The following is a 22,958-nucleotide window of genomic DNA, read 5'->3' as shown; positions in this document are numbered from 1 at the left end:
CATTTCTGGCTACGGAGGGGGCCTTCTTCCTGGGGTCTTCGGCTTGATGCCGATATCAGCAGCCGAGTGGGAAGCGACCTTTGCGGACATCCACGTGATGATGCGTACGCAGAACCCCAACATTTCCTAGGTCACGCCTCCCCCCGTGCAGCTACAGGTCCGCAATGGCTGAATAGTAGTCATACATTGATCGCGAGCTCAATGCCGGGATCGCAGGTCGAAGCAGACGATACGGCATTTCGCCCTGCCTCCCACAATTCGACAAGCCTTAGAGAGCACTGCCGAGATGGTGGCGCTCTACGGTCCATTTCACTGGCTGAGCAGAAGTCGCCCCGAAACAGGGCCAACTCCCTTTGGCACCGGCACGCTGGTATTGCCGTAGTTGGCGTTGAGAACGAGGTTCGGCCCCTCGTAGAGGTTGATCTGCTGGGCCACAACGACGGTGTAGGCCGACATATCGGCCACCGGGCGGCTTGCATCGATCACCAAGCGCCCGCTCGGTAGGTAGATGGTGCCAAGCACGGTGCGGGCATTGTCGCTGATGATGCGGTAGATGCGCATCGGCTTGGTCGCGGCCAAGGGCGGAGGGGTCGGCGTGATCACGTCACCGAGCAGGGTATCGACTTGGTCGGCCGGGTCGGTCGGAGCCGACACCGTCCGCTCCTCACTCATCAGCAGCCCGGCCATGACCCCGGTGGTCGGCGCCGACAGGCTGATGGTGGTCTTCTTGTCGAACAGGAGCCCCGAATTGTTGCCGGTGAAGTAGAACGCCACGCCGGTGCCAGTCAGCGTGGCCTTTTTGTCCACGATCAGCGGACCGTCCTTCATCACGTAGATGCCCGGCTGCAGAGTCACCACGGAGTCCTTGGTGATCTTCAGGCCGCCGCAGTAGGTGCCGGGGCTGAGCGTGTAGTTCGTCGGGACTGGGTTCTTACCCTTGCTCTTGCCGGTCATGGCATCGAGGGTCTGCATAAGGTTAGGCAAGTTCACGCAACTGCCGACAGGCGGCGCCGGACGATCGGCCAGCGGATCGGTGATGACGGGGCAGTTGGTCTGCGGATTGGGCGTGAAGTTGGCCCGGTCGTCCTTGAAGCCACCGGCCGAGCAGATGGTCTGCGCCCGCGCCATCGAGTTGTTGCGCCCGACCATCCCGCTTGAGTTGCTGGAGTTGGCGTAGAGCGCACAATCGTAGGCCGTGACCTGCGCACTCTTTTCGAGGTTGAACGCACCGGCCGCAGCCGCGTCGAGCGCGAGCATGCACAGGCGCATCTTGCCGACGACGCTGGCCTTGGCTTTGGCCGACACCTTGGACACCGACATGCCGACGAACGGCCCGAAGGTGAGGTGGATGGTTTGTTCGACTACGGCCGTCACGCTGGTTTTGTCGCTGGCGACGTCAACCTGGATTGTGACGGGGTTTTTGACGCTGTCCTTGATCTCGTCCTGGATGGTCTGGGTGGTCAGGCCGATAACCGAGGCGGTATTGGAGACGACGAGCTTGAGGGCGTTGCCACCGGCCATCACACCGGCGTCGGTGGCCTGCTGAATGTGCCTCTGGGCCGAGACCAGCCGGGCATAGTCGATCGCTCCGCCCACGAGTCCCATCAGGGTCGTTGCGGCGAGCGCAACGATGACGGTAACCGTGCCCCCGCTATCCCGATGGAAACCAGCGGCCAAGCCAACGAACGGCGCCATGCTGCTCCTTAGCCGTCCGGAAGCGCGAACCAAAGCCACCTACCAAAAGCCGTCTTTCATCTCCGTTCTAGCATCGGCGACTTAACGAAATACTTTCAGTTGTCTGCTGTTCGAACTCCATTGAATTAAATCTTTGACAATAAATGCTGAAGGCTTTCATGGCTTGCGCTATTTGACGTACGATCTGATTGCGCCCCACCAATGTGGCGAAGACGCATGGCTATCGCCGCTCATTCATCCCTGGGATGCCGCCGGTGGGCGGTTCCGCACATCGACGCGAGCGTCCATCTGGAGACGGCCTCCGAGGGGTTGCCACATGCCGTTCGCACCTTCCGTTGGCTCTTCCGAAGACCGCCCGCCGATCGGTGAGATCCCGGCGCCTCAGACGAGGGACCCGAGCAAGGTCATGATCCCGACGACGCCAAGGGTCGACGTGGCAAAGCCGAGCAATGCCATTGGCAGGGAAGGCATCACGGCTTCGGCGCGGCTCTGAGCATCGACTTGCGGCTGCATGAATTCATCTCCGGGTTAAGAATGGGCTCCCTAACGCGGTGTCCAGTAATGCGGTTCCGGCAGTGGGCCGACGCGCACTCGGACTAGGGCCTGTCCCGCACGAGGAGGCGCCTGCCTTGCCTTTGACCCTCAGTCCGGGGGATCCTCAAGCCCACGTGCACAAACTCGCACCCAGACCAACGCGTGGGGGCCGATCAGATCCTTAAACAATGCCTCAAGCCTTACCATGCGCTGGTAGCTTCATGGCGTTCGTCCCCACCGACCCACCGCCGCCGGTTTGGAGTCTCACGGCTTGGCTAACTAGCTCGCCCGAGCAGGTTCCTCCGGACGTGCTCACCATCCTGCGCGGGCGCCTCATCGTCGGGGTCGCCCCCTGATCGTGGCGGCCGTCGTGGGCGCTGCGTTGGCCAGTCTCGCCGTCCTTCGCGTTCCCACGCCAGCCATGCTCGCGTGGTTCTGCGCTGACCTAGCCCTCACCCTCGTGCGCCTCACGACCATGCTGGTGATGAGGCGCACCCTTCACAACTCAGGTCAGCGGTCGGGCGGGTGGCTCCCGCTGACGGACCTGTACGTGCTCAGCTCCTTGCTCTGGTGCGCTCAGATTGGCTGCGGGGTCGGCCTCTGCATGGCCTCGGCCGACCCGGTGCTGGTTCCGTTCGCCTGCCTTGTTACGACCGGCCTGGTAGGTGGGTTGTCGGCCCGCAATCCCGGCGCACCGCGCACAACCCTGGTCCAGATGATCAGCGTTGTCGTGCCCTTCACGGCCGGTGCATTTTCGGACGGTCAGCCATGGTTCCTGCCCCTCTGCGCGATGGCGCCGCTCTACCTAGTGGCGGTTGCGGCTGTGAGCCGACGGCTGCACGCCGACTACGTGACGCTACTGTGCACTGAGCGGGCTCTGCGTCACCAAGCACTCCATTGTGGGCTCACCGGCCTGCCCAATCGTACCTACTTCAATCAAGTCCTAACCGCTGTATCGGCCGGCCGAAAGGATGGTCGGAAGCATGCGGTAGCCCTACTTTACCTCGACTTGGACGGCTTCAAGCTCGTGAATGATACCTATGGGCACGCGGCAGGTGACGTTCTCTTGCAGCAGGTCGCGATCCGCTTGCGCGACGTGATCATGGTCACCGACGTGATCGCCCGTCTAGGAGGGGACGAGTTCGCGGTATTGTTAACTGGGCGGCGGGCAGCCTCTGCTGAAAGGGTAGCAGGCGCGATCATCGCAGCCGTGAGTCTGCCCTATTACTTAGGCCAAGGGACGCTCGCCAGCATCGGGGTCAGCATTGGTATCGCGGAGTGCGACTCATGCATCTCCGACAATCATGTGCTCCTCGTGCACGCGGATCGAGCTCTGTACAAAGCGAAAAAGCGTGGCAAGGGTACCTTCCATCGGGTCCGATTCTTCAGAGACGATGACGGTAGAACGGAGAGGGCAATAGCACAGTGCGAAGCCGCCGGGCGATGAGCAAATCGGGCGGCAAGGCTACTCATTGAGACAGCATGCCATTTCGAATGGAACAGGCTAGTGCAGTGGCACTATGAAACTTTTCTCATCATGCTATCGTACAAGCCTCCGAGAAAGCGAAACGAGCCGGCGCCGGGATACATCCTGAGCGATCGATCGACTGTGCTCTAGACGCACCCAACCAGAAATTTACTTCTGTTTTTACGAACTTAAACTATAAAACTTTTACTTTTATGGTCAGGCTGGCAACGCTGGTCTCCGCAGGAGAAAATTCATGAGCAATGGTGCTCTTACCCTCGCAGCAGCGGTGTTTCTGAGTGGCCTTGCCCTAAGTGCCGGCTCAGCGTCGGCCGCACCATTGTCGCTCAACAGCCTTCAGGCTGACCCAGGCATCGTCACTCAAGTTCAGATGACGCGGATGGAGCGGCGAATGATGGAACGGCGCATGGACCGCCGGATGATGAACCGCATGTAAGGCGCTCTGGAGGGCTTCGATAGGAGCCCTCCTTTCGCGATAGTTTAGCCTTGCTGCCACTGCCCTCTATCGACTTCAAGTTGAGCCATCAGCTCAGCCAAGCGTGGATCCAGCACTTCGTCAAGCATCGGCTCGTACAAAGCCTGCAGCTGTCGCCCCAGCCGGAGCCGTGTGCGGGCGTCGAGAATCGGTTCAGCATCGGCTTCAGTAGCCGTGCGCGAAAGTGGATCAGGGCTCGAATTCATCACAGACGATAACGGCCGCAACGGGTCGAGGTTGCCACCAAAGCGGGAAGGGGTGGAGGCCGCGGCACATGTCGCTGGGCGTCTTCCTCCGGAACAGCATCGGCCGACGCCCGCCGACGCTGCCGTTCGAGGTTCGGCAGGAGTTTAGCGCGAAGCTTCGGCATTACGGGCGGGAAGCCGGCCAACGGTGCCCGCGCCTATCTGTTCATCGGGCCGAGCACGTGCATCAGCCCGGTGGTCGTGACGCCCGGCGAGCGGCCGTGACCTGACCGATATTTTGGACCGAGCCGAGTGAGAGGCTACTGCATGGCGGCTGCCATGGGTAGCCGGAAGGCCAGGTGGGGGAAGCTGACGGGCGCGGGTGGCCGGTAGCCCAGGGACGAGTGCGGCCGGACGCGGTTGTAGGTGTTCTGCCAAAGGGCGATCACGGCCTGGGCTTCCTTGAGCGAGTAAAAGATTTCTTGGCGCAGGCACTCGTCCCGCAGCTCTGCTCGGAGATCTCCGCCTCCTTGCACGCCAACGCCAAACTCTTGCCCTGAGCTGTCTGCACCTCGATCTGGCGCAGCTTCAAAACGACCTGCTCCGCGCTCGTCTTCTGTCCTCGCCGCATGTCCGACTCCTTCGGTCCTGGCTGATCCTCTCAATCAGCCCGGTCCAAAGCCAGCCGGTCAGGTCAAGGGGTCAGGAGTTCGCCCCGCCTTGTTCGGCTTCGCGCCATAAGCGGCCCTTCTAACCGAGCTGCTGGAATGGCCGCTTAGCCTTCGGTCTCGGACATGACTAAGCGCGCCCAGGCCGAGGGCGTGCTGCGCGAGGCCCAGAAGATGCAAGCCATCGGGCAACTGACCGGGGGCATCGCGCATGACTTCAACAACCTGTTGCAGGTCATCCTCGGAACCTTGAATTCGTCCGGGCCAAGCTCGACGGCGACGCCCGCCCGCCGCAGCGGATCGAGCGCGCGGCCTGGGCGGCGCAGCGCGGGGCAACGCTTACCGGCCAGCTCCTCGCCTTCGCCCGAAAGCAGCCGCTCGCGCCGGCCGTCATCGACCTCGCCGCGACGATGCCGGACCTCATCCCGCTGCTGCGGCGGACCCTCGGGGAGCACATCGAGGTCCGTTACGTCGAGACCGCTGGCCTGTGGCCGGCGATGGCAGACCCGGCGCAGCTTGAGAGCGCGGTCCTGAACCTGGCCCTGAACGCGCGCGACGCCATGCCGGGCGGCGGGCGGCTCACCATCGAGCTCGGCAACAAGGTGCTGGACCACGAGTACGCTCGCCACTACGCCCAGGTCGTACCCGTCGACTACGCCATGGTGGCGGTCTCCGACACCGGCCACGGCATGACGCCGGAGGTGATAAAGCGTGTCTTCGAGCCGTTCTTCACGACCAAGCCCGACGGCAAGGGCACGGGTCTCGGCCTCGCCATGGTCTTCGGCTTCGTCAAGCAGTCGGGCGGTCACGTGAAGATTTACTCGGAGCCTGGCGAGGGGACGACCGTGAAGATCTACTTGCCGCGTGCAGCCGGCGCCGCGACCGTCGCCCAGCGCACGAGCGCGCCCGTCGAGCTTCCCCGCGGCTCGGCAACGGTGCTGGTGGTGGAGGACGAGGCCGCGGTCCGTGAGATCGCCTGCGCGATCCTAGCCGACCTCGGCTACCAGGTTTTGGAAGCGCCCGACGGCGAGGAGGCGCTCAGGGTGTTCGGGGCTAACGCGGCGACCGTCGACCTGCTGCTGACCGACGTGGTCCTGCCCGGCAAGGTCCGGGGGCGCGAACTCGCGGAGCGCGTGCAGGCCCTGCGACCGGAGGTGCGGGTCGTGTTCATGTCCGGCTACACCGAGAACTCCATCGTGCACCACGGCCGGTCGGACGACGGCGTGCATCTCGTAGGCAAGCCATTCAAGCGCGAACAGCTCGCCCGCAAGGTCGCCGAGGTCCTGGGGACCGCCGCATCGACGATCCCCGAGGCCTCGAACGTCGTGGCGCTGCGACCCGCCAGGGACGCCGCGCCATGACTTCCATGGTCCCTCTAGGGTCAAAATCCAAACAGCTTGACCATGTGAAGGGCTGCTAGGGATGGTACTCGGGCCTTGGTCGTTGATCCGGGAGCGGACGTTCCCCCTCCGTCCAACTCCATTCCAGCCGGGGGTCAAGAGCGGCGCGCCTGCTTCTTGCTGCCTTCAATCATCAAGCGGATGCGCGCAGCCATGGTCTCAATCGGGAACGGCTTGGTCAGCACCGCCATGCCGGGGGCGAGATGCCCGTTGCCGAGGATCGCGTTCTCGGCGTAGCCGGTGATGAACAGCACCTTGAGGTTCGGAAGCGACACGCGAGCCGCGTCGGCCATCTGCCGCCCGTTCATGCCACCAGGTAGGCCGACATCCGTCACCAGCAGATCGATGCGCACGTTCGATTGCAACAGCTTGAGGCCCGCCGCGCTATCGCCCGCCTCGATGGCCGTATAACCGAGGTCTTCCAGGATGTCGGTGACGAGCATCCGCACTGACGGTTCGTCATCAACCACCAACACGGTCTCCCCCTGCTCGGAACGGGGTGGCGCGTCGACCTTGGCCGACTGTTCGACATCCTCGATCTCACCGAAGTGGCGAGGCAGATAGATGCATACCGTCGTGCCCTGTCGACTTCCGAGTAGATCCGCACTTGTCCGCCGGACTGCTGGGCGAACCCGTAGATCATCGACAGGCCGAGGCCGGTGCCCTCGCCGATGGGTTTGGTGGTGAAGAACGGCTCGAAGACCCGCGCCACCACCTCCGGTGGCATGCCGGTGCCGGTGTCGGTCACGCACAACGAGAGGTACTGGCCTTCCGGGATGTCGAGCTTGCGCGAGGCCCGTTCGTCTAGCCACCTGTTCGCGGTCTCGACGGTAATGCGCCCGCCGTCCGGCATCGCGTCGCGGGCGTTGATGCACAGGTTCAGGAGTGCGTTTTCAAGCTGGGATGGGTCCACCAGCGCGGGCCAGAGACCGGCCGCCCCGACCACCTCGATTGGTATGGATGGCCCGACCGTGCGCTGGATCATCTCCTGCATGCCGAGGGCCAGCCGGTTCACGTCGGTGGGCTTCGGATCGAGAGTCTGACGCCGCGAGAAAGCGAGCAATCGGTGCGTCAGGGCGGCGGCGCGCTTCGAGGCTCCCTGCGCGACCGCCATGTAGCGTTCGACATCTTGGAAGCGGCCCTGCTGCATGCGGTTCTGCATCATCTCCAGGGAGCCGGAGATGCCCGCGAGCAGGTTGTTGAAGTCGTGCGCGAGCCCGCCGGTGAGTTGGCCCACCGCCTCCATCTTCTGGGCCTGCCGTAGAGCCTCCTGCGTCTGGAGAAGCTCGGTCTGCATGTGCACCCGTGCCGAGACGTCCTTGGCATGATGGAATGCCCCGACGATGCTGCCATCGGCAGCCTTGAGCGGACCGTATGACAACTCCCAATGCGGAACGGTCAGGTCCGGATCGCCGACCTCGGCGGTGACCGTGAACATCTCACCATCGAGCGCCCGATCGATGAAACCCCGGATCATCGACGCCTGCTCAGGCAGCAGCAAGTCCGGGAACACCTCACCGAGCCGTACACGATGGCCGTAGGTTCGGAAGAAATCGTCGCTGTGGGCCTGATTGAAGGCGATCTGCCGATACTCGGTGTCGAAGGCGCAGATCGGCGCAGTGTCGGACTGGATGATGTTCTCGTATCGGCGCAGCGCCTCGTCGTGGATCTTCTCCTCCGTGACGTCGCGCGCCACGCAGTAAAACCGGTCACCTTCCGGCACAGCCGTCCATGATAGATAGCGGTAGTCGCCCGAGCGCGTCCTGAACCGGTTCTCGAAGGCGGGCGTCGCGGCACCACTCTCGGCGAGACGAGTGATCTCGGCGCGGGTCCTCTCCTGATCCTCCGGGTGCTCTAACCACTCGGAGGTACGGCCGACCAGTTCCGCCTCGGTCCAGCCGAGCACGCGGGTCCAGGCCGGATTGACGGTCTGGAACACGCCCGTAAGGTCGCTGACCAGCAGCATGTCCTGGCTGACTTGCCAGATCCGGTTGCGCTCGGCGGTGCGCTCCTCGACACGTTGTTCCAACGTGGCGTTCTGTTTGCGCAACTGTGCTTCCGCCCGCCTCAGGTCGGTCACGTCGTTGAAGGCGCCCACCATTCGTCGCGTGCCGTCGGGATCCTGGATGATGACGCCAGTGCTCAGGATCGAGCGACGCGTTCCGTCGCCGTGGACGAGGTCATAGTCAAAGTCGACCGTGCGTCCGAGATCGCCGGGGTCGAACGGACGTTCGATCCCCATTACACCCAATGCCCCCGCCCGTTGCCGGTCCAGATGGTCGGGCGCGACACGGGCGAAGGCATCCTCGTGCGGATACACGCCCGCGCCGGGCAGACCGAAGATCGCACTCGCTCGCGCGTCCAGCTCTATCAGCCCGGCGTAGGGTCGCCACTCGTAGGTGCCGAGTTGCGCGACCTTGAGCGCGGTTTCCAGCCGCGCCGTGGCCCGGCCCTGGGCTCGCTCGGCCTTTTTCTGGCCCGTCATCTCGGTGGCGAGCAACAGCACGCCGGCGAAGCCACCGTCCTCGCCCTGCACAGGCGAGAAGCTGTAGGTCCAGACAGTCTCCTCGTCGCGTCCGTGCCGGCGCATCGTCATCGACAGATTCTCGACCGAGAAGCCCTCACCGGTGCGGAGAACTTCGGCGACCTGCGGCGATAGCACCGGTGCGATGTCGATCAGGACCTCGGGCATCGGCCGGCCGAACGCCCACGGGTGCCGATCACCAAGCGCTTCGCCGTAGGCGTCGTTGTAGAGGAGCCATTGCTGCGGCTCCCAGTAGAGGGCGGCGATCCCCTTGGCGTTCAGCACCAGCGACAGAGACGTGCGGAGCGACTGCGGCCACGTATCGTATGCCCCGAGCGGCGTGACCGACCAATTCGTGTCGCGAACGCGCTGCCCCATTTGGCCACCGCCGATCACAGCCGGTGTTTCCCATGACGATTGAGTAGCGGACGACGGTGCAGGCAGGCTGTCGGCAGTCTGGGTCATGGGTTCTGAGACGGGCTCGACAAGGCCGTCCCCGCTGCCTTGCCTGCCATGGGTCGCCGCCGCCCCTCATCTTGATCGAGAAGGCGCAGGGCCGCCCGCACCACCTCGCTGGTGCTCGCGAAGCGGCCGGATTGCAGGCACGACCGAATGAGGTCGTCCTGTTCCGGGGTGATCGAGACGGTGATGCTTCTGCGCGCGGCCATGCTCGGGGTGTGCACTGTGAGGAGGTCCCTCATAAGTCACGCATTCTTCGCGTTGGCAAAGCCTGAGAGCGGACCTTCCGACCGTCTGCAACGGGTCGGAAGCAGCCCCTGACATGGTCAAGCTGATTTGGCTTTGGCCCTAGCGTCCGTTGATCGGGCCGGGGGCTGGGGCGCCGGTGGCTCGCTCGGCGGGTCACCTTCCGGTGGAGCCGGGTCCGGCGGCGGATCGCCGATGGGCGGAAGCGGCTCGTCCCCTGGCCTGGGCGTGTCCGAATGCATGATATCCCCCCATTCACGGCTCCCGGCGGCGGGAGCGAACCACAACGCGCGACGTCGCCGAACGTCCCCGGCGATAGTCGTACGCCGGCGCGGACCGACACTTGAGAAGCTCACCTCGGTCTCGACCGTGGTCCTGGCTAGCGACGCTGTCCGCCTTTCCGCCGGGGTCGCCTCTTGGCGCTGGCGCGGCACCGTGTCCGCACACGTCGGCGTGATCTTAGGTGTCGCGACTGCGACACCGGATGACGGAGCTGGTACCGCTCGCCGATGGCCGCGAAACATTCCCGACACATCGCCCTGACCGAACCGTTGATCGCCTACGTCGAGGCCCAGGTCGCCAAGGGCGAGTACACCTGCATCAGCGAGGTCGTCAGAACGGCGCTCCGTCAGATGATCGAGCGCGACGAGGCGAAGGCCGCCCGTGGACTCACCAGCCCGGAGGCCACCAGTGACCGCGCCTGAGGACGCCGCGCGCGATCCGGCCAGGCTCGCCGCCCTCGACCGCTACGGCATCCTCGACACGCGCGGCGAGCAGGGCTTCGACGACATCGTGCTGCTCGCCTCCCGCATCTGCGGCACGCCGGTCGCGCTGGTGAGCCTCGTCGCCGGCGACCGGCAGTGGTTCAAGGCCCGGGTGGGCTTCGACCCCTGCGAAACGCCGCTGTCGCAGTCGGTTTGCGCGCATGCCTTGCAGCAGCCGGGCCTGCTCGTCATCCCGGACCTGACCGCCGACCCGCGGACCCGGGACAACCCGCTCGTCACGGAGGAGCCCAGGCTCAGGTTCTATGCCGGTGCCCGGCTTGAGACCCCCGAGGGCAAGCCGCTCGGGACCTTGTGCGTGATCGACGGCAAGCCCCGGCCCGAGGGGCTGACGCCGGAGCAGGCCGAATCCCTCGAAGCGCTCGCCCGTCAGGTCATGGCGCAGATGGAACTGCGCCGCTCGATGGTCGCCCGCGACGACGCCGTGCGGCGGGTCCGCGAGGCGGACACCCGCCACCGCCAGATCCTCGACAGCGCCGTCGACTACGCCATCGTGACGATGGATCTCGACGCGCGGGTCACGAGCTGGAACGCCGGCGCCGAGGCCATCCTCGGATGGTCCGAGAAGGAGATGTGCGGCGAGCCTGCCCATGTCTTCTTCACCGAGGAGGACGTCGCCGCCGGCATCCCCGAGCGCGAATTAAAAGGCGCCAGGGAGCAGGGGCGCGGCAACGACGAGCGCTGGCACCAGCGCAAGGACGGCTCCCGTTTCTTCGCGCTCGGCGAGATGATGCCGCTGCACGCCGAGGACGGCAGCCACGTCGGCTACCTCAAGATCCTGCGTGACCGCACCGGACAGCGCCTCGCGGCCGAGGAGCTCCAGCGCCAGACCGACCTGCTGCAGACCGTCACCGACCACGTCAGCGAGGCGGTGTTCCAGCTCGACCTCGACGGCGTCGTCACCTTCGCCAACCGCGCCGCCCACGTCCTGCTCGGCTGGGAACCGGATACCCTAGTCGGGCAGAACCTGCACGAGGCCGCCCACCACCACCATCCCGACGGGCGCCCGTTCCCGGCCTCCGAATGCGGCTTCGTCGCGGCCATCCGCGAGGGGCAGACCCTTCGCCAGCGCGACGCGACCTTCTTCGACCGGGACGGCGCCCCCGTCGAGGTGGTGTGCTCGAACGCTCCCGTCTTGCAGGGCGGCACTGTCGTCGGGGCCGTGCTCACGGTCTCCGACGTCACCGGCCGCCGACGGGACGAGCGCCGCCTGCGGGAGGTCAACGCCGAGCTTGAGCTGCGCGTCGCCGAGCGGCACGCGGCCGAGGCGCGGCAGCGCTTCCTCCTCAACCTGACGGACACGCTTCGCGAACAAGGCGGTCCCCGCGGCCGGATGCAGGCGGCCGTCGATGCGTTGGGGGCCTATCTCCGGGCGAGCCGGGTCGGCTACGGGATGATCGGGACCGACGGCCTGACCGCCGTCCTGGGCACCGAGTACGTTGACGGCGTCGCGGCGCTGGCCAACACCTACCCGCTCGACGCGTTCGGGCCCGGCAACATCGCCAACCTCAGGCAGGGCCGGACATCCGTCTACGCGGATGTCGAGGCCGATCCGGACACCGCCGGCCTCGGGATGGGCGCCTTCGGCATCGCCGCCCTCGTCGCCGTACCGCAGGTCCACGAGGGCCGGCTGCGCTCGGTCGTCTACGTGAACCAGCGTGAGCCGCGGGTCTGGACGCACGACGAGGTCTCGCTGGTCGAGGAGGTCGCGGCCCGGATCTGGGACGCCGTGGAGCGCGTCCGCGCCCAGGGCGCGTTGCGGGCGTTGAACGATACGCTGGCGGCCCAGGTCGCCGAGCGCACCAAGGAGCGCGACCGGATCTGGCAGGTGAGCCAGGACATGCTCGGCGTCGCCGACGCGACAGGCGTCTGGGTCAGCATCAACCCGGCCTGGCGGCGCATCCTCGGATGGGAGGCCAACGAGATCATCGGCAAGACCTCGGAGTGGCTCGAACACCCGGACGACCGGGAGAGGACCCGGGCCGAGGTAGCCCACCTCGCCGGCGGCGGCCTGACGCTCGCCTTCGAGAACCGCTTCCGTGCCCGCGACGGCAGCTACCGCACGCTGTCGTGGACGGCCGTGCCGGTCGAGGGGATGCTCTATTGCGTCTCGCGCGACGTCACCCTGGAGAAGGAGCGCGCGGCGACCCTGCTGCAGGCCGAGGAGGCGCTAAGGCAATCGCAGAAGCTGGAGGCTGTCGGCCAATTGACCGGGGGCGTCGCGCACGACTTCAACAACCTGCTGACGGTCATCAAGTCGTCGACCGACCTCCTGAAACGCCCGGACCTCGCCGAGGAGCGCCGGGTTCGCTACATCGCCGCCATCTCCGACACGGTCGACCGGGCCGCCAAGCTCACCGGGCAGCTCCTCGCCTTCGCGAGGCGACAGGCGCTGAGGCCGGAGGTGTTCGACGTCGGCCGGAGCGTCAGGGCCATCGGCGAGATGGTCGGGACCCTTACCGGCGCCCGGATCGCGGTTTCGATCCATGTCGGCGACGAAGCCTGCCACGTCAGCGCCGACCCAAGCCAGTTCGACACCGCGCTGGTGAACATGGCGGTCAACGCCCGCGACGCCATGGACGGCGAGGGTCGGCTCGACATCTCCGTCGAGGCGGTGGGCGTGGTGCCGGCGATGCGGTCGCATCCCGTGCAGGTCGGGGACTTCGTCCGGATCGCGCTGACCGACACGGGATCGGGCATCCCGGACGATCAGGTGGACCGGATCTTCGAGCCGTTCTTCACCACCAAGGGGGTCGGCCAGGGCACCGGGCTCGGCCTCTCCCAGGTCTTCGGCTTCGCCAAGCAATCCGGCGGCGAGGTGGTGGTCGACAGCGAGGTCGGGCGTGGTACCACCTTCGCCCTCTACCTCCCGCGCGCGGACGCAGGCGCCGGCCGGGTCGAGGAGCCGGTGGCGGTTGACGCGGTCGTCGACGGGATAGGCACCTGCGTCCTGGTGGTCGAGGACAACCGGGAGGTCGGCGCCTTCTCGACCCAGACGTTGGAGGAGCTCGGCTACGGCACGCACTGGGTCGCGAACGCCGACGAGGCACTGGCGGCGCTCGCGGAGAAGCCGAACGGTTACGACGTGGTGTTCTCGGACGTGGTCATGCCCGGCATGAACGGGGTCGAGCTCGGGCGGGAGGTCCGGCGCTTGTATCCCGGACTGCCGGTGGTTCTGACCAGCGGCTACAGCCACGTCCTGGCGCAGGAGAGCGACCACGGATTCGAGCTGCTGCAGAAACCCTACTCGGTCGAGGCGCTGTCGCGCATCCTGCGTCGCGCGGCCTCGAAGCCCCGGAGTCGCAGGCGGGTGGTCGGTTAGGTGGGAACGGCGATGGCCCGTGTCCGCCGACCGATGCCGGGCATCCGATGGGACCTATCGGAAGGCGCAGCGTTGAGCCGTGCCGTTTCCCCGGACCGCACCGTCGCTCCGCTCGTAACCGATGATTGGCGGATGCCCCCACAAACGAAGCCCATGCTCGCAAGCACCACGCTGCACGCCGCCTCGAACATCCGAACCTCCTGGTCCGGTGGCCTAAAAGAGGCCCGCTTCTCCCGTCGGTTGCCGGGGGGCCCATCCTCGCGGGGAGACCGCGCGTGACATCTTCGCACACCGTTTTCGGCGGGGCCTGATCGCGTGTCCGGCGCACCACCGTTCCTGACCGGCGGCGGGATGGGGGCCCGCATGCGCGCCCACGACTGGTCGGCCTCGCCGCTGGGTGCCCCGGAGACCTGGCCGGCCCCGCTGGGCACGGTCGTCGGCCTGATGCTGGGGTCGGCATTTCCGATGTTCGCCGCCTGGGGGCCGTCCCTCGGCTACCTCTACAACGACGCCTACTCCGTCATGCTCGGCGCGAGGCACCCCGACGCCCTCGGCAGGCCCTTCCGCGACGTCTGGCCGGAGATCTGGGACGAGATCCTCCCGTTCATCGAGCGCGCCATGAGGGGCGAGGCGACCTACCAGGAGGACCTCCCCCTGCGCATGCTGCGCAAGGGCTTCGAGGAGGACACGTGGTGGACCTTCTCGTACTCGCCCATCCGCGACGTTGACGGAACCGTTAAGGGGATGTTTTGCGCCTGCGTCGAGACCACCGAGGCGGTGCGATCCAGCTCCGAGCTCGCCAGCCTCAACGTCGACCTGGAACGGCAGGTGCTGGAGCGTTCCCATGAGCTCAAGCACCTCTGGGACACGTCTCCCGACCTGTTGCTGGTCATCGATTTCGAGGGTGTGTTCCGCAAGGTCAACCCGGCCTGGACGACGTTGCTCGGCTACGCGCCGGAGGAACTCGTCGGCCGGCACGTGTCCGAATTCGTCCTGCCCGAGGACGACGCCCTCACCCGGGACGCGTACGAGTTGGCGGCCGGCGGCGGCCTGCCAGTCGTCGAGAACCGCTACCGGCACAAGGACGGCTCGATCCGCTGGATCTCCTGGGTGGCCGCGCCCAACGGCGGCCTGACATACGCGACCGGTCGGGACGTGACCGCGAGGGTCTCGGCGCAGGCGGAACTCGCCGCCGCGCAGGACGCCCTGCGCCACTCCCAGAAGATGGAGGCCGTCGGGCAATTGACCGGTGGCGTCGCGCACGACTTCAACAACCTGCTGACCGTGATCAAGTCCTCGACCGACCTGCTCAAGCGCCCGGGGCTTTCCGATGAGAGGCGCACCCGTTACGTCGGCGCGATCTCGGATACCGTGGATCGCGCCGCCAAGCTCACGTCGCAGCTCCTGGCATTCGCCCGCCGCCAGTCGCTCAAGCCCGAGGTGTTCGACGCCAACGAGAGCGTGCGGGCCCTCGGCGACATGATGGGCACGCTGACCGGCTCGCGCATCCGCATCGAGACCAGGCTCTCGGACCGGACCTGCTTCCTGAACGCGGACCCGAGCCAGTTCGACACGGCGCTGGTGAACATGGCGGTCAACGCCCGGGACGCCATGGACGGAGAGGGCACGCTGACCATCGCGGTGCGCACAGCCGAACGGATGCCCGCGGTGCGGGCCCACCCGTCCGTTGTCGGCTCGTTCGTGGCGGTGTCCGTCATCGACACCGGCATCGGCATTCCATCCGACCGGATCGCGCACATCTTCGAGCCGTTCTTCACCACGAAGGAGGTGGGCCAGGGCACCGGCCTCGGGCTCAGTCAGGTCTTCGGCTTCGCGAAGCAGTCCGGCGGCGAGGTCACGGTCGAGAGCGTCGTCGGCGAGGGCACCACCTTCACCCTGTACCTGCCGCGCGTGGACGGCGCGGCGCGGCGGGTCGACGAGGCCGAGCCCGCGCCGCTGGTGGACGGCCACGGCACCTGCGTGCTGGTCGTCGAGGACAACGCTGACGTCGGCACCTTCGCGGTGCAGACGCTGACCGACCTCGGCTACGTCACGGTGCTGGCCAACAACGCAGAGGAGGCGTTGGCCGAGCTGGCCCGGGACGCGGACCGTTTCGACGTCGTCTTCTCCGACATCGTGATGCCCGGCATGAGCGGCATCGACCTCGCCCACCACATCCGCGAGAACCACCACGACCTGCCGGTGCTGCTCGCCTCGGGCTACAGCCACGTGCTGGCGAAGAACGGCACCTACGGCTTCGAACTCCTGCATAAGCCGTACTCGGTCGAGGACCTTTCCCGACTCCTGCGCAAGGTCGCCACCTGGCAGCGCCGAAGGCGCATCCTGGGTGACGGTCGAGCCTGACCAGGTCCGCAAGGGGGGGAATCCCGCGTCCCGTCCGGGACGGGGACTTAGCCGATGACACCACCCCGCCGTCGCATCGGCACGAGGTAGGCCGTCAACGACACGGGGGGCGGACGGACCGGCGCAGCCGAAAGGTTTTGCTTGCCCGACGAAGCCCCCGTGGTGTTCCTGGGTTTCGGTCGGGCAGAATGTGACGACGACCCGACGACCGGCGTTCGCAGGGGTGAGACGAGACAGGAACCGATGGTCCTGCAACACCTTCCGTCCCTCGTCGAGGACGATGCCCGCCTCGACGCCCTGGCGAGCTACGCGATCCTCGATACCCCGAACGAGCGGTGCTTCGACGACATCGTCCGATTGGCCTGCCAACTCTGCCAGGTCCCGGTGTCCCTCGTCAGCCTCGTGGGCGGCGACCGGCAATGGTTCAAGGCGCGGGTCAATTTCCCGTCCTGCGAGACCGACCTCAACAGCTCGGTCTGCGCCCATGCTCTCGCCCAGCCGGACGAGGTGCTGGTCATCCCGGACCTGACCGCGGACCCGCGCACCCGAGCCAATCCGCTGCCGAAATCTATCACGCCTGCATGCTTCGACTGGGCGCCGAGGGCGGGCCGCCTCCCCGCCGATAGGCGTCGGGCGGGACGCCGGCTCACGGCGTTGGGAGCCGGCGTCCCGCCCAAGCCGTCGTGCTCTGCCCTGACCGGCGCCGGAAGTATCCGCTGTCGCTAATGTGCCCGTACCTGATGGTCAGCCGTTCGCCCGACCGAAAGCCCCGACGCCGTCCCGAACTAGGGCGAGCGCCACCTCCGCGTCGCCGCGCCGGTGCACCCGGAGGTCCTTGCCGGCGAGCTGGTTGTAGTGGCCGAAGAATACCTCGACCTCGTCGAGAGGGCCGGGTCGCAGGTCGGACAGGGTATGGACGTGCGCATGCGTGCGGGCTTTCACCGCTACGCCGATCAGACGGTCGTTGCGCTCCAAAGCGCCGTCGCGCTCTCGCTGCTCGGCCTCGATGACGCCCACCAGCCGCGCCTCCAGCATGCAGCCCGAGAAGGCGGGCGCATCGAGCTACAGCAGGATGTCGAGCGGGTTGCCGTCGGCGCCTTTAGTCGAGGGGATCATGCCGAAGTCGTAAGGGAAGTTCGTGCCCTCCGGCATGACCATCTCGAATACGAAGGCGCCGAACGCGTCCGAGAAGGCATACTTGTTCGGGCTACCCTTGGGCGTCTCGACGACGTGGACGTGGCCTGCCTCGCCGAATGTCGGGAGGCGGCTGAGCGGCGGTGGGGCAAAGCGGCGCTCCAGCGCGGCGCCCGGATGGCGCCATGGGTTGTGGAACCCGGGAGGGTGCCGCCGGGTCCGCGGGAGCTCCCGTGCGGTAGCCGGGCGAGACCGTACGACCTGTAGTGATTGGGCTTGCCATTTTGGCGCCGGCACCTGCTCGCGTCAGTCGGTCCCGAGGTGGATGCGGACGCAGTCGCGCGCTCCATGACGATGCGCTGTCGCTCGGGCAGGTCAGGCTGGATCACCTCTGATGCCAGACATCGTGATCCCACAGGGGCGGCGGCCGCTCATCATCCGCGCGGGGGGCGCATTGGCGCGCAGAGCATCCACACGCAACCGTACGATACTGCCGGGTTATCCTTGACCGGAGCGCCCTCAGGCTTAGAACCGCGGATTCTACTTCCGAACCCTCCTCACCCTTGCGTTCGGCAGGAGGGACGGTCGAACGCGGGTGAACCGTCCATGGCGCTGGTGAAGAGGACGCGGCTTGCGCCGCAGGAAGGACCCGCCGATGCCGGCGCGAGTGTTCCGAACCCTTCCCCGGTCACGCCCGTCCCAGCCGGACGCTCGCGCGAACGGTCCCGTGCGAGGCGGGAGAAGGCCGCCGAGCGGCTCGCCGCCGCGACGGAGGAACTCGCGGCGGGGATGGCCGAGGCGTCGGCGGCCGCCGAGGAATTGCGCCGGTCGATGGAGCAGATCGCCTCCGGCGCCGAGGAAGCCGCCGGGGCTGCGCAGGAGTCCATCGGCGCTATCGAGGGCATCGCCGCCCGCCTGTCAGAGGCCCGGGAACGGGCTGACGCCTCGCGCCAGTCGACCACGGCGTTCCAGACGCTGTTGGCGGAGAACGGAGTTCAAATTACCACGTCGGTCGCAGCCGTGCAGGCCAATTCCCACCGACAGTCCGACACGGTCACTTTGATCCAGGAGCTCGACCGCGGGGCCGCCAGCATCGGCGAGATCACCGGTACGGTCGAGCACATCTCCGACCAGACTAATCTGCTCGCCCTGAACGCCGCCATCGAAGCGGCTCGTGCCGGCGAGCACGGGCGCGGCTTCGCGGTCGTCGCCGACGAGGTGCGGGCGCTCGCCGAGACGTCCGAAACGAGCGCCGCCGAGGTCCGAACGCTAGCCGAGGCGATCCGCACCGAGGTCCGCGGCGTCGGCGACATCATACGCGCCGCGGCCCGGACGGCGACGGCCGAAGCGGAGGCCGGCAGCCGCGTGACTGAGAGATTGGAGGCAGTCCGGTCGGAACTCGGCACGTTGTCGGAGGGCGCGCAGGACATCCTGGCCGCAGCGGTCGAGGCCGAGACCGCCATCCGAGAGGCGCAACGCGGCGCGGAGCAGATCGCCTCCGCGGCGGAGGAGCAGGCCGCCGCCGCAGGGCAGGCCCAACAGGCCGTGGCGCAGCAGACGCAATCCCTCGACCAGGCTCAAACGACCGCGCAGGCGTTGGCGGGCCTCGCCGACGACCTGACCGGAAGCGGCTCGGTCCGGGATCGAGCCGAGGAGGTCGCCTCGGCGGCCGAGGAACTCTCGGCTACGGTCCAGGAATTGGCTGGGGCGGCAGGCGAGATCCTCGCCGCCATCGACCAGATTAGCCGCGGGACCGCCATCCAGAGCGCCGCCGCGCAGCAGTCCAGCGCCGCGATGGCCCAGGTCGAGCGTAGCGCCGCGGTATTCAGCTCGAATGCGACGGCCGCCCGAGAGAGCGTCGCCGGCATCGGCGCGACCTTGCGGGACGTGCGCTCGGCGGTCGGCTTCCTCGCCGATGGCGTCGAGCGCTCCCTCGGCGAGACCCGCGCCTGCCTCGCCCGCATCGGCGAACTGGAGGGCAGCAATCGCCGCATCGAGAAGACCGTCGGGTCCATCGCCCTCGTCGCCGTGCAGGTGAACATGCTCGCGGTCAGCGGCGCCATCGAGGCGGCCCGCGCCGGCGAGGGCGGTCGGGGTTTCGCCGTGGTGTCGAACGACATCCGCGCGCTAGCCCGCGACGCGGCGGCGAACGCGGACCGCATCCTCGACACCGTGCGCGCCATACAAGATGGTGTTGCCGCCGTTCGACGCGCGCTTGAGATGGTCGTCGCTGCGTCCGAGACGGAGGCGCAGCGCAATCGGGCTCTGGTCACCACGCTGGCCGGCGTCGAGGAAGACATTGCCCGACTGGAGGCTGGCAATGCCGACGTCCTGACCGGGGCGGACGCCATCGTCGTCGCCGCCCGCGAGGGCCTGAAGGGCTCGCAACAGATCGCGGCTGCGGCCGAGCAGGCTGACCGCGCCTCAAGCGAGGCCGCAACTGCGGCGCGCCAGCAGTCGAAGGGTGCCGAGGACCTCGCGGCGAGCGTCGAGGAGATCGCGTCGCTCGCCGACGAGTTGCAGGCTGCGGATGCCTGAGGCCGACGGCACGCGCGACCGACGCTACCTCGTCTTCACGCTGGGCTCGGACGACTTCGCCCTCGATGCGGGCATCGTCCGCGAGCTTCTCCGGCCGCCCAGACTGACGCGGGTGCCTGGCGCACCGGCCGCGCTGGCCGGGCTCACCAACCTTCACGGTACGGCCCTACCGGTGCTCGACTTGCGCCGCGTCGTACGTCCCGGATTGGAGCCCGCCACGGAACCGACTCGGGTCGTCGTGGCAGAGGCGGCCGAGGCGGTCGGGCTGTTAGTCGACCGCGTCGTCGCGTTCTCGGCAGGCGCGGAATCATTCGAGGAAGAAGGCCCATCGAAAGTCCGGCGTCTCACCATCGCGGCCGGGTCGGGGCAGGCTCGCGTGCTCGATCTCCCGGCCTTGGTCGCGGAAGCGTTTCCCCGTGGGCGTGCGGGCGCGTCCGCAGGCGTCCGGCATGAACGGGTAGAGGTTGCCAACGTGGCGGATGCGGAGCGCGTCGCGCTGGTTTCCTTCACGGCCGCCGGGCGATCCTACGCCTTGCCGCTGGAGCGGGTTGCGGAGGTGCTCGCGCTGCCGCCAGACGTCGTGCCGGTGCCGCGGGCCGGGGCCGCCGCCCTGGGCGTCATCGCGCTGCGGGGCCGGGTGCTTCCGCTGCTGAACTTGCCGGCGCTGCTTGGCCTCGCCGCGCCCCTGCCGGGATCGGAAGCGCGCATCGTCGTCGCGCGCCTCGGAGGAACGGAGACCGGCCTCGTCGTCGATGCCCTGGGTCCGATCCTGCGGCTCGCGCCTGATGCCGTCGATCCGGTGCCGTCGGCGTTGAACCGGGGCGGCGCGACCGCCGTCGACGCGATCTGCCGGGTCGGTGCGGCCGGGATGCTCGTCTCCGTGCTGTCCGCCGACCGCCTGTTGGAAGGGACGTCCGTGACCACCTCGACCGTACGATCCCATAACGCCAAGACCTCGGATGTGATGGCGAGAGATGCGACTGAGCAGGTCGTGGTCTTTGACGTCGGAGGCGAAAGCTACGGCGTAGCGGTCGGCGCGGTGCGGGAGGTTCTCCGCGTCCCGGAGACCATGGCGCGCTTGCCCCGGTCGCCGGACCTGGTCGTCGGAGCCATAGACGTGCGGGGTACCGTGCTGGCCGTGGTGGACCAGCGACGACGCTTCGGCTTGCCGCCCGGCCAGGCCAGCCCGCGCCGGCGCATCGTCGTGCTCGAAGCCGGTGGCAGCGTCGCCGGCCTGCTCGTCGACGGCGTCTCGCGCATGCTGCGCCTTGACGCGGCCGCGATCCGGCCGACGCCCGGCTTCCCCGAGGACGTGGAGAACGCCGTCGACCGGGTCGCAACCCTCGACGATGGCAGCCTCCTGCCCATCGTCAACGCCTCCGCCCTCCTCGCCGGCACGGACCGCAGCGTGCGCGCTTCGACGAAGCGGCCGCGGCGGCAGGACGCCGGCGCGGAACCCGCGGCATGATCCGCCTCCTGGTCGTCGATGACTCGGCGCTGATGCGCAAGCTACTCGGCGGCGTGTTCGCGCAGGAACCGGACTTCGAGTTGGCCTTCGCGCGGGATGGCGATCAGGCGCTGGCAGAGCATGCCCGGTTCCGCCCGGACGTGATCACCCTCGACGTCAACATGCCGGGCCTCGACGGCCTCGCATGCCTCGACCGCATCATGCTGGATCGGCCGACGCCGGTGGTGATGGTGTCGTCCCTGACCGCGGATGGCGCGGAGGTCACGCTCGACGCGATGGAGCGCGGCGCCGTCGACTTCGTCGCCAAGCCTGGCGGCGCCGTCTCCCTGGACATCGACCGCCTCGGTCCGCTGATCGTGCAGAAGGTCCGGGCGGCCGCCCGCGCCCGCCTGCGTCCGACCCTCCGCCTGGCAGAGCGCATCCGTGCCAGGAGCGCCTCTTCGGCCCGCGGCGCGGAGGGATCGCCATCGAGACGAGCGACCATGCCTTCGCCTGCGACACCGCCCACGTCGTCGCCAACACCTGGGCCGGTCGAGGGCGTCGTGCTGGTCGGGACATCCACAGGCGGACCGCCCGCGCTCGATGCCTTGCTGTCGCGATTGCCGGCCGATTTTCCGTGGCCGGTCGTGGTCGCACAGCACATGCCCGGCAGCTTCACCGGGCCTCTGGCACGCCGGCTCGACGGCTTGTGCGCCCTGCGGGTGCAGGAAGCCACGCGGCCGATGCCGCTGGCTTCGGGCAACGTCTACGTCGGCAGGGGGGACGCGGACGTGACGCTCGCGCGCCGCCCCTCCGGACTGGTCGTGCAGCCGGTGCCGGTTCATGCCGATTATCTTTGGCACCCGAGCGTCGACCGCCTCGTCGCGAGCGCCCTCGAACTGGTCCAGCCTTCGCGCCTGATCGGCGTGTTGATGACCGGCATGGGCCGCGACGGCGCCGCGACGATGACAGAGTTGCGGGCGAAGGGCGGCCGCACCATCGCAGAGTGCGAGCAGACGGCGGTGGTGTGGGGCATGCCGGGAGAGCTGGTCCGGGCAGGGGGCGCCACCGTAGTCTCGCCGCTCGACGACATCGCCGACGCGCTGCTGGACATGGTGCCCTGATGCCGCTCGTACGCCGCGCCCCCCCCGTCCGCCCGAAAGCACGGGCGTGTCTGCAGCCGTTCCCGCCCCACGCGACCTCACCTGCCGCACCGGGATGGCGGACGATCTAGGGAATGCGCTTGAAGCGGAGAAGGACCCGCGCGCTCGTGAAGCTATTCTCGCGGCGCTTCTGACCATAGCCGATCCATCCGCCGCCGCCGCGCTCGCCCGGCACCTGCGCTCGGAAGATGCGTCGCTGCGCAACGCCTGCATCGAGGCGCTCCAGGCGATGCCCGCCGCGGCTTCCTCGGTGCTGCCCAGCCTGCTCGCCGACGCGGACGCCGACGTCCGGCTGCTCGCCACCGAGATCGTGCGGACGCAGCCGACCGAGGCCGCAAATGGCATGCTCGCGAGCCTGCTTGAGCGCGAGACCCACCCGAACGTCTGCGGTGCAGCTGTGGAGGTGCTGGCGGAGGTCGGGACGTCCGATGCGGTGCCGTCGTTGAGTGCCGCCCGGACCCGGTTCTCATCGGAGGCCTTCCTGCCCCAGGCCATCGACACCGTGCTCGCGCGCCTCGGATTGGGGCGTTGAGCGC

Annotated in this window: 14 protein-coding genes and 5 pseudogenes; 11 read left to right on the top strand and 8 right to left on the bottom strand. The window is 67.6% G+C overall.

What is annotated here, in order from left to right:
* Positions 1-309 precede the first annotated feature (309 nt).
* Positions 310-1,695, bottom strand: coding sequence for a TadE/TadG family type IV pilus assembly protein (locus MSPGM_RS22630; RefSeq protein WP_261926013.1), 1,386 nt, complete (start codon positions 1,693-1,695; stop codon positions 310-312).
* 381 nt (positions 1,696-2,076) lie between these two features.
* Positions 2,077-2,208 (bottom strand): hypothetical protein, encoded by a 132-nt coding sequence (locus MSPGM_RS22625; RefSeq protein WP_261926012.1) that lies wholly within the window; start codon positions 2,206-2,208, stop codon positions 2,077-2,079.
* A gap of 625 nt (positions 2,209-2,833) precedes the next feature.
* On the opposite strand from MSPGM_RS22625, the gene MSPGM_RS22620 reads away from it, so the two are divergent.
* Both MSPGM_RS22620 and MSPGM_RS22615 read left to right on the top strand, forming a co-directional pair.
* Positions 2,834-3,676, top strand: a complete 843-nt coding sequence (locus MSPGM_RS22620; RefSeq protein ID WP_261926011.1) for a GGDEF domain-containing protein — start codon at positions 2,834-2,836, stop codon at positions 3,674-3,676.
* 274 nt (positions 3,677-3,950) lie between these two features.
* On the top strand, positions 3,951-4,151 hold the full coding sequence (locus MSPGM_RS22615) for a hypothetical protein (RefSeq protein ID WP_261926010.1): 201 nt from the start codon (positions 3,951-3,953) through the stop codon (positions 4,149-4,151).
* Positions 4,152-4,695: 544 nt separating this feature from the next.
* Here MSPGM_RS22615 and MSPGM_RS22610 read toward each other — a convergent pair.
* Both MSPGM_RS22610 and MSPGM_RS22605 read right to left on the bottom strand, forming a co-directional pair.
* Positions 4,696-4,884: pseudogene (locus MSPGM_RS22610) on the bottom strand (integrase core domain-containing protein); the annotation flags it as partial.
* A gap of 266 nt (positions 4,885-5,150) precedes the next feature.
* Complete coding sequence (locus tag MSPGM_RS22605; protein ID WP_261926009.1) at positions 5,151-5,498, bottom strand: hypothetical protein; 348 nt, start codon at positions 5,496-5,498, stop codon at positions 5,151-5,153.
* On the opposite strand from MSPGM_RS22605, the gene MSPGM_RS22600 reads away from it, so the two are divergent.
* The gene (locus tag MSPGM_RS22600) at positions 5,454-6,404 is read left to right on the top strand and encodes an ATP-binding protein (RefSeq protein ID WP_261926008.1); all 951 of its coding nucleotides are present in this window, start codon (positions 5,454-5,456) and stop codon (positions 6,402-6,404) included. The two genes, MSPGM_RS22605 and MSPGM_RS22600, sit on opposite strands and share 45 nt — an antisense overlap.
* A 134-nt stretch (positions 6,405-6,538) precedes the next feature.
* Here the strand turns inward: MSPGM_RS22600 and MSPGM_RS25565 are convergent.
* From MSPGM_RS25565 to MSPGM_RS22590, 3 genes and pseudogenes are all read right to left on the bottom strand, one after another.
* Positions 6,539-8,082 (bottom strand): annotated as a pseudogene (locus MSPGM_RS25565) (ATP-binding protein); the annotation flags it as partial.
* A gap of 75 nt (positions 8,083-8,157) precedes the next feature.
* Positions 8,158-9,345: pseudogene (locus MSPGM_RS25560) on the bottom strand (PAS domain-containing protein); the annotation flags it as partial.
* 83 nt (positions 9,346-9,428) lie between these two features.
* Positions 9,429-9,635: a type II toxin-antitoxin system ParD family antitoxin gene (locus tag MSPGM_RS22590; protein WP_261926007.1), complete on the bottom strand. Its 207-nt coding sequence runs from the start codon at positions 9,633-9,635 to the stop codon at positions 9,429-9,431.
* Between the two features lie 546 nt (positions 9,636-10,181).
* On the opposite strand from MSPGM_RS22590, the gene MSPGM_RS22585 reads away from it, so the two are divergent.
* From MSPGM_RS22585 to MSPGM_RS22565, 4 genes and pseudogenes are all read left to right on the top strand, one after another.
* Positions 10,182-10,376: a type II toxin-antitoxin system ParD family antitoxin gene (locus MSPGM_RS22585; RefSeq protein ID WP_261926006.1), complete on the top strand. Its 195-nt coding sequence runs from the start codon at positions 10,182-10,184 to the stop codon at positions 10,374-10,376.
* Positions 10,363-13,776: a PAS domain S-box protein gene (locus MSPGM_RS25415; RefSeq protein WP_315974096.1), complete on the top strand. Its 3,414-nt coding sequence runs from the start codon at positions 10,363-10,365 to the stop codon at positions 13,774-13,776. The genes MSPGM_RS22585 and MSPGM_RS25415 overlap by 14 nt, the downstream gene beginning before the upstream one ends.
* Before the next feature lie 363 nt (positions 13,777-14,139).
* Entirely contained in the window at positions 14,140-16,140 is a 2,001-nt protein-coding gene (locus MSPGM_RS22570) for a PAS domain-containing sensor histidine kinase (protein ID WP_261926005.1), read from the top strand.
* 243 nt (positions 16,141-16,383) lie between these two features.
* Positions 16,384-16,701: pseudogene (locus MSPGM_RS22565) on the top strand (histidine kinase); the annotation flags it as partial.
* 183 nt (positions 16,702-16,884) lie between these two features.
* On the opposite strand, the pseudogene MSPGM_RS22560 reads toward MSPGM_RS22565, so the two are convergent.
* Positions 16,885-17,571, bottom strand: a pseudogene (locus MSPGM_RS22560) (inorganic diphosphatase).
* A gap of 309 nt (positions 17,572-17,880) precedes the next feature.
* On the opposite strand from MSPGM_RS22560, the gene MSPGM_RS22555 reads away from it, so the two are divergent.
* From MSPGM_RS22555 to MSPGM_RS22540, 4 genes are all read left to right on the top strand, one after another.
* Positions 17,881-19,812: a methyl-accepting chemotaxis protein gene (locus tag MSPGM_RS22555; protein ID WP_261926003.1), complete on the top strand. Its 1,932-nt coding sequence runs from the start codon at positions 17,881-17,883 to the stop codon at positions 19,810-19,812.
* Positions 19,805-21,280: a chemotaxis protein CheW gene (locus MSPGM_RS22550; protein WP_261926002.1), complete on the top strand. Its 1,476-nt coding sequence runs from the start codon at positions 19,805-19,807 to the stop codon at positions 21,278-21,280. Before MSPGM_RS22555 ends, MSPGM_RS22550 begins: the two co-directional genes overlap by 8 nt.
* Positions 21,277-22,383, top strand: a complete 1,107-nt coding sequence (cheB, locus tag MSPGM_RS22545; protein ID WP_261926001.1) for a chemotaxis-specific protein-glutamate methyltransferase CheB — start codon at positions 21,277-21,279, stop codon at positions 22,381-22,383. The genes MSPGM_RS22550 and cheB overlap by 4 nt, the downstream gene beginning before the upstream one ends.
* Before the next feature lie 94 nt (positions 22,384-22,477).
* Positions 22,478-22,954, top strand: a complete 477-nt coding sequence (locus MSPGM_RS22540) for a HEAT repeat domain-containing protein (RefSeq protein ID WP_261926000.1) — start codon at positions 22,478-22,480, stop codon at positions 22,952-22,954.
* Positions 22,955-22,958 lie beyond the last annotated feature (4 nt).

Origin of the sequence: Methylorubrum sp. GM97 (assembly GCF_024347855.1) — a bacterium.
Classification (GTDB): Bacteria; Pseudomonadota; Alphaproteobacteria; order Rhizobiales; family Beijerinckiaceae; genus Methylobacterium; species Methylobacterium extorquens.
Note: the sequence above shows the minus strand (reverse complement) of the source record. Positions and strands in the feature narration are given on the sequence as shown.

Excerpts from the sequence above, each read along its gene's own strand:
- MSPGM_RS22540 (WP_261926000.1), top strand. The coding sequence starts at position 22,478 with ATGGCGGACGATCTAGGGAATGCGCTTGAAGCGGAGAAGGACCCGCGC.
- MSPGM_RS22590 (WP_261926007.1), bottom strand. The coding sequence starts at position 9,635 with ATGGCCGCGCGCAGAAGCATCACCGTCTCGATCACCCCGGAACAGGAC.
- MSPGM_RS22620 (WP_261926011.1), top strand. The coding sequence starts at position 2,834 with ATGGCCTCGGCCGACCCGGTGCTGGTTCCGTTCGCCTGCCTTGTTACG.
- MSPGM_RS22615 (WP_261926010.1), top strand. The coding sequence starts at position 3,951 with ATGAGCAATGGTGCTCTTACCCTCGCAGCAGCGGTGTTTCTGAGTGGC.
- MSPGM_RS22570 (WP_261926005.1), top strand. The coding sequence starts at position 14,140 with ATGCGCGCCCACGACTGGTCGGCCTCGCCGCTGGGTGCCCCGGAGACC.
- MSPGM_RS22630 (WP_261926013.1), bottom strand. The coding sequence starts at position 1,695 with ATGGCGCCGTTCGTTGGCTTGGCCGCTGGTTTCCATCGGGATAGCGGG.
- MSPGM_RS22625 (WP_261926012.1), bottom strand. The coding sequence starts at position 2,208 with ATGCAGCCGCAAGTCGATGCTCAGAGCCGCGCCGAAGCCGTGATGCCT.
- MSPGM_RS22600 (WP_261926008.1), top strand. The coding sequence starts at position 5,454 with ATGCCGGACCTCATCCCGCTGCTGCGGCGGACCCTCGGGGAGCACATC.
- MSPGM_RS22585 (WP_261926006.1), top strand. The coding sequence starts at position 10,182 with ATGGCCGCGAAACATTCCCGACACATCGCCCTGACCGAACCGTTGATC.
- MSPGM_RS22550 (WP_261926002.1), top strand. The coding sequence starts at position 19,805 with ATGCCTGAGGCCGACGGCACGCGCGACCGACGCTACCTCGTCTTCACG.
- MSPGM_RS22555 (WP_261926003.1), top strand. The coding sequence starts at position 17,881 with ATGGCGCTGGTGAAGAGGACGCGGCTTGCGCCGCAGGAAGGACCCGCC.
- cheB (WP_261926001.1), top strand. The coding sequence starts at position 21,277 with ATGATCCGCCTCCTGGTCGTCGATGACTCGGCGCTGATGCGCAAGCTA.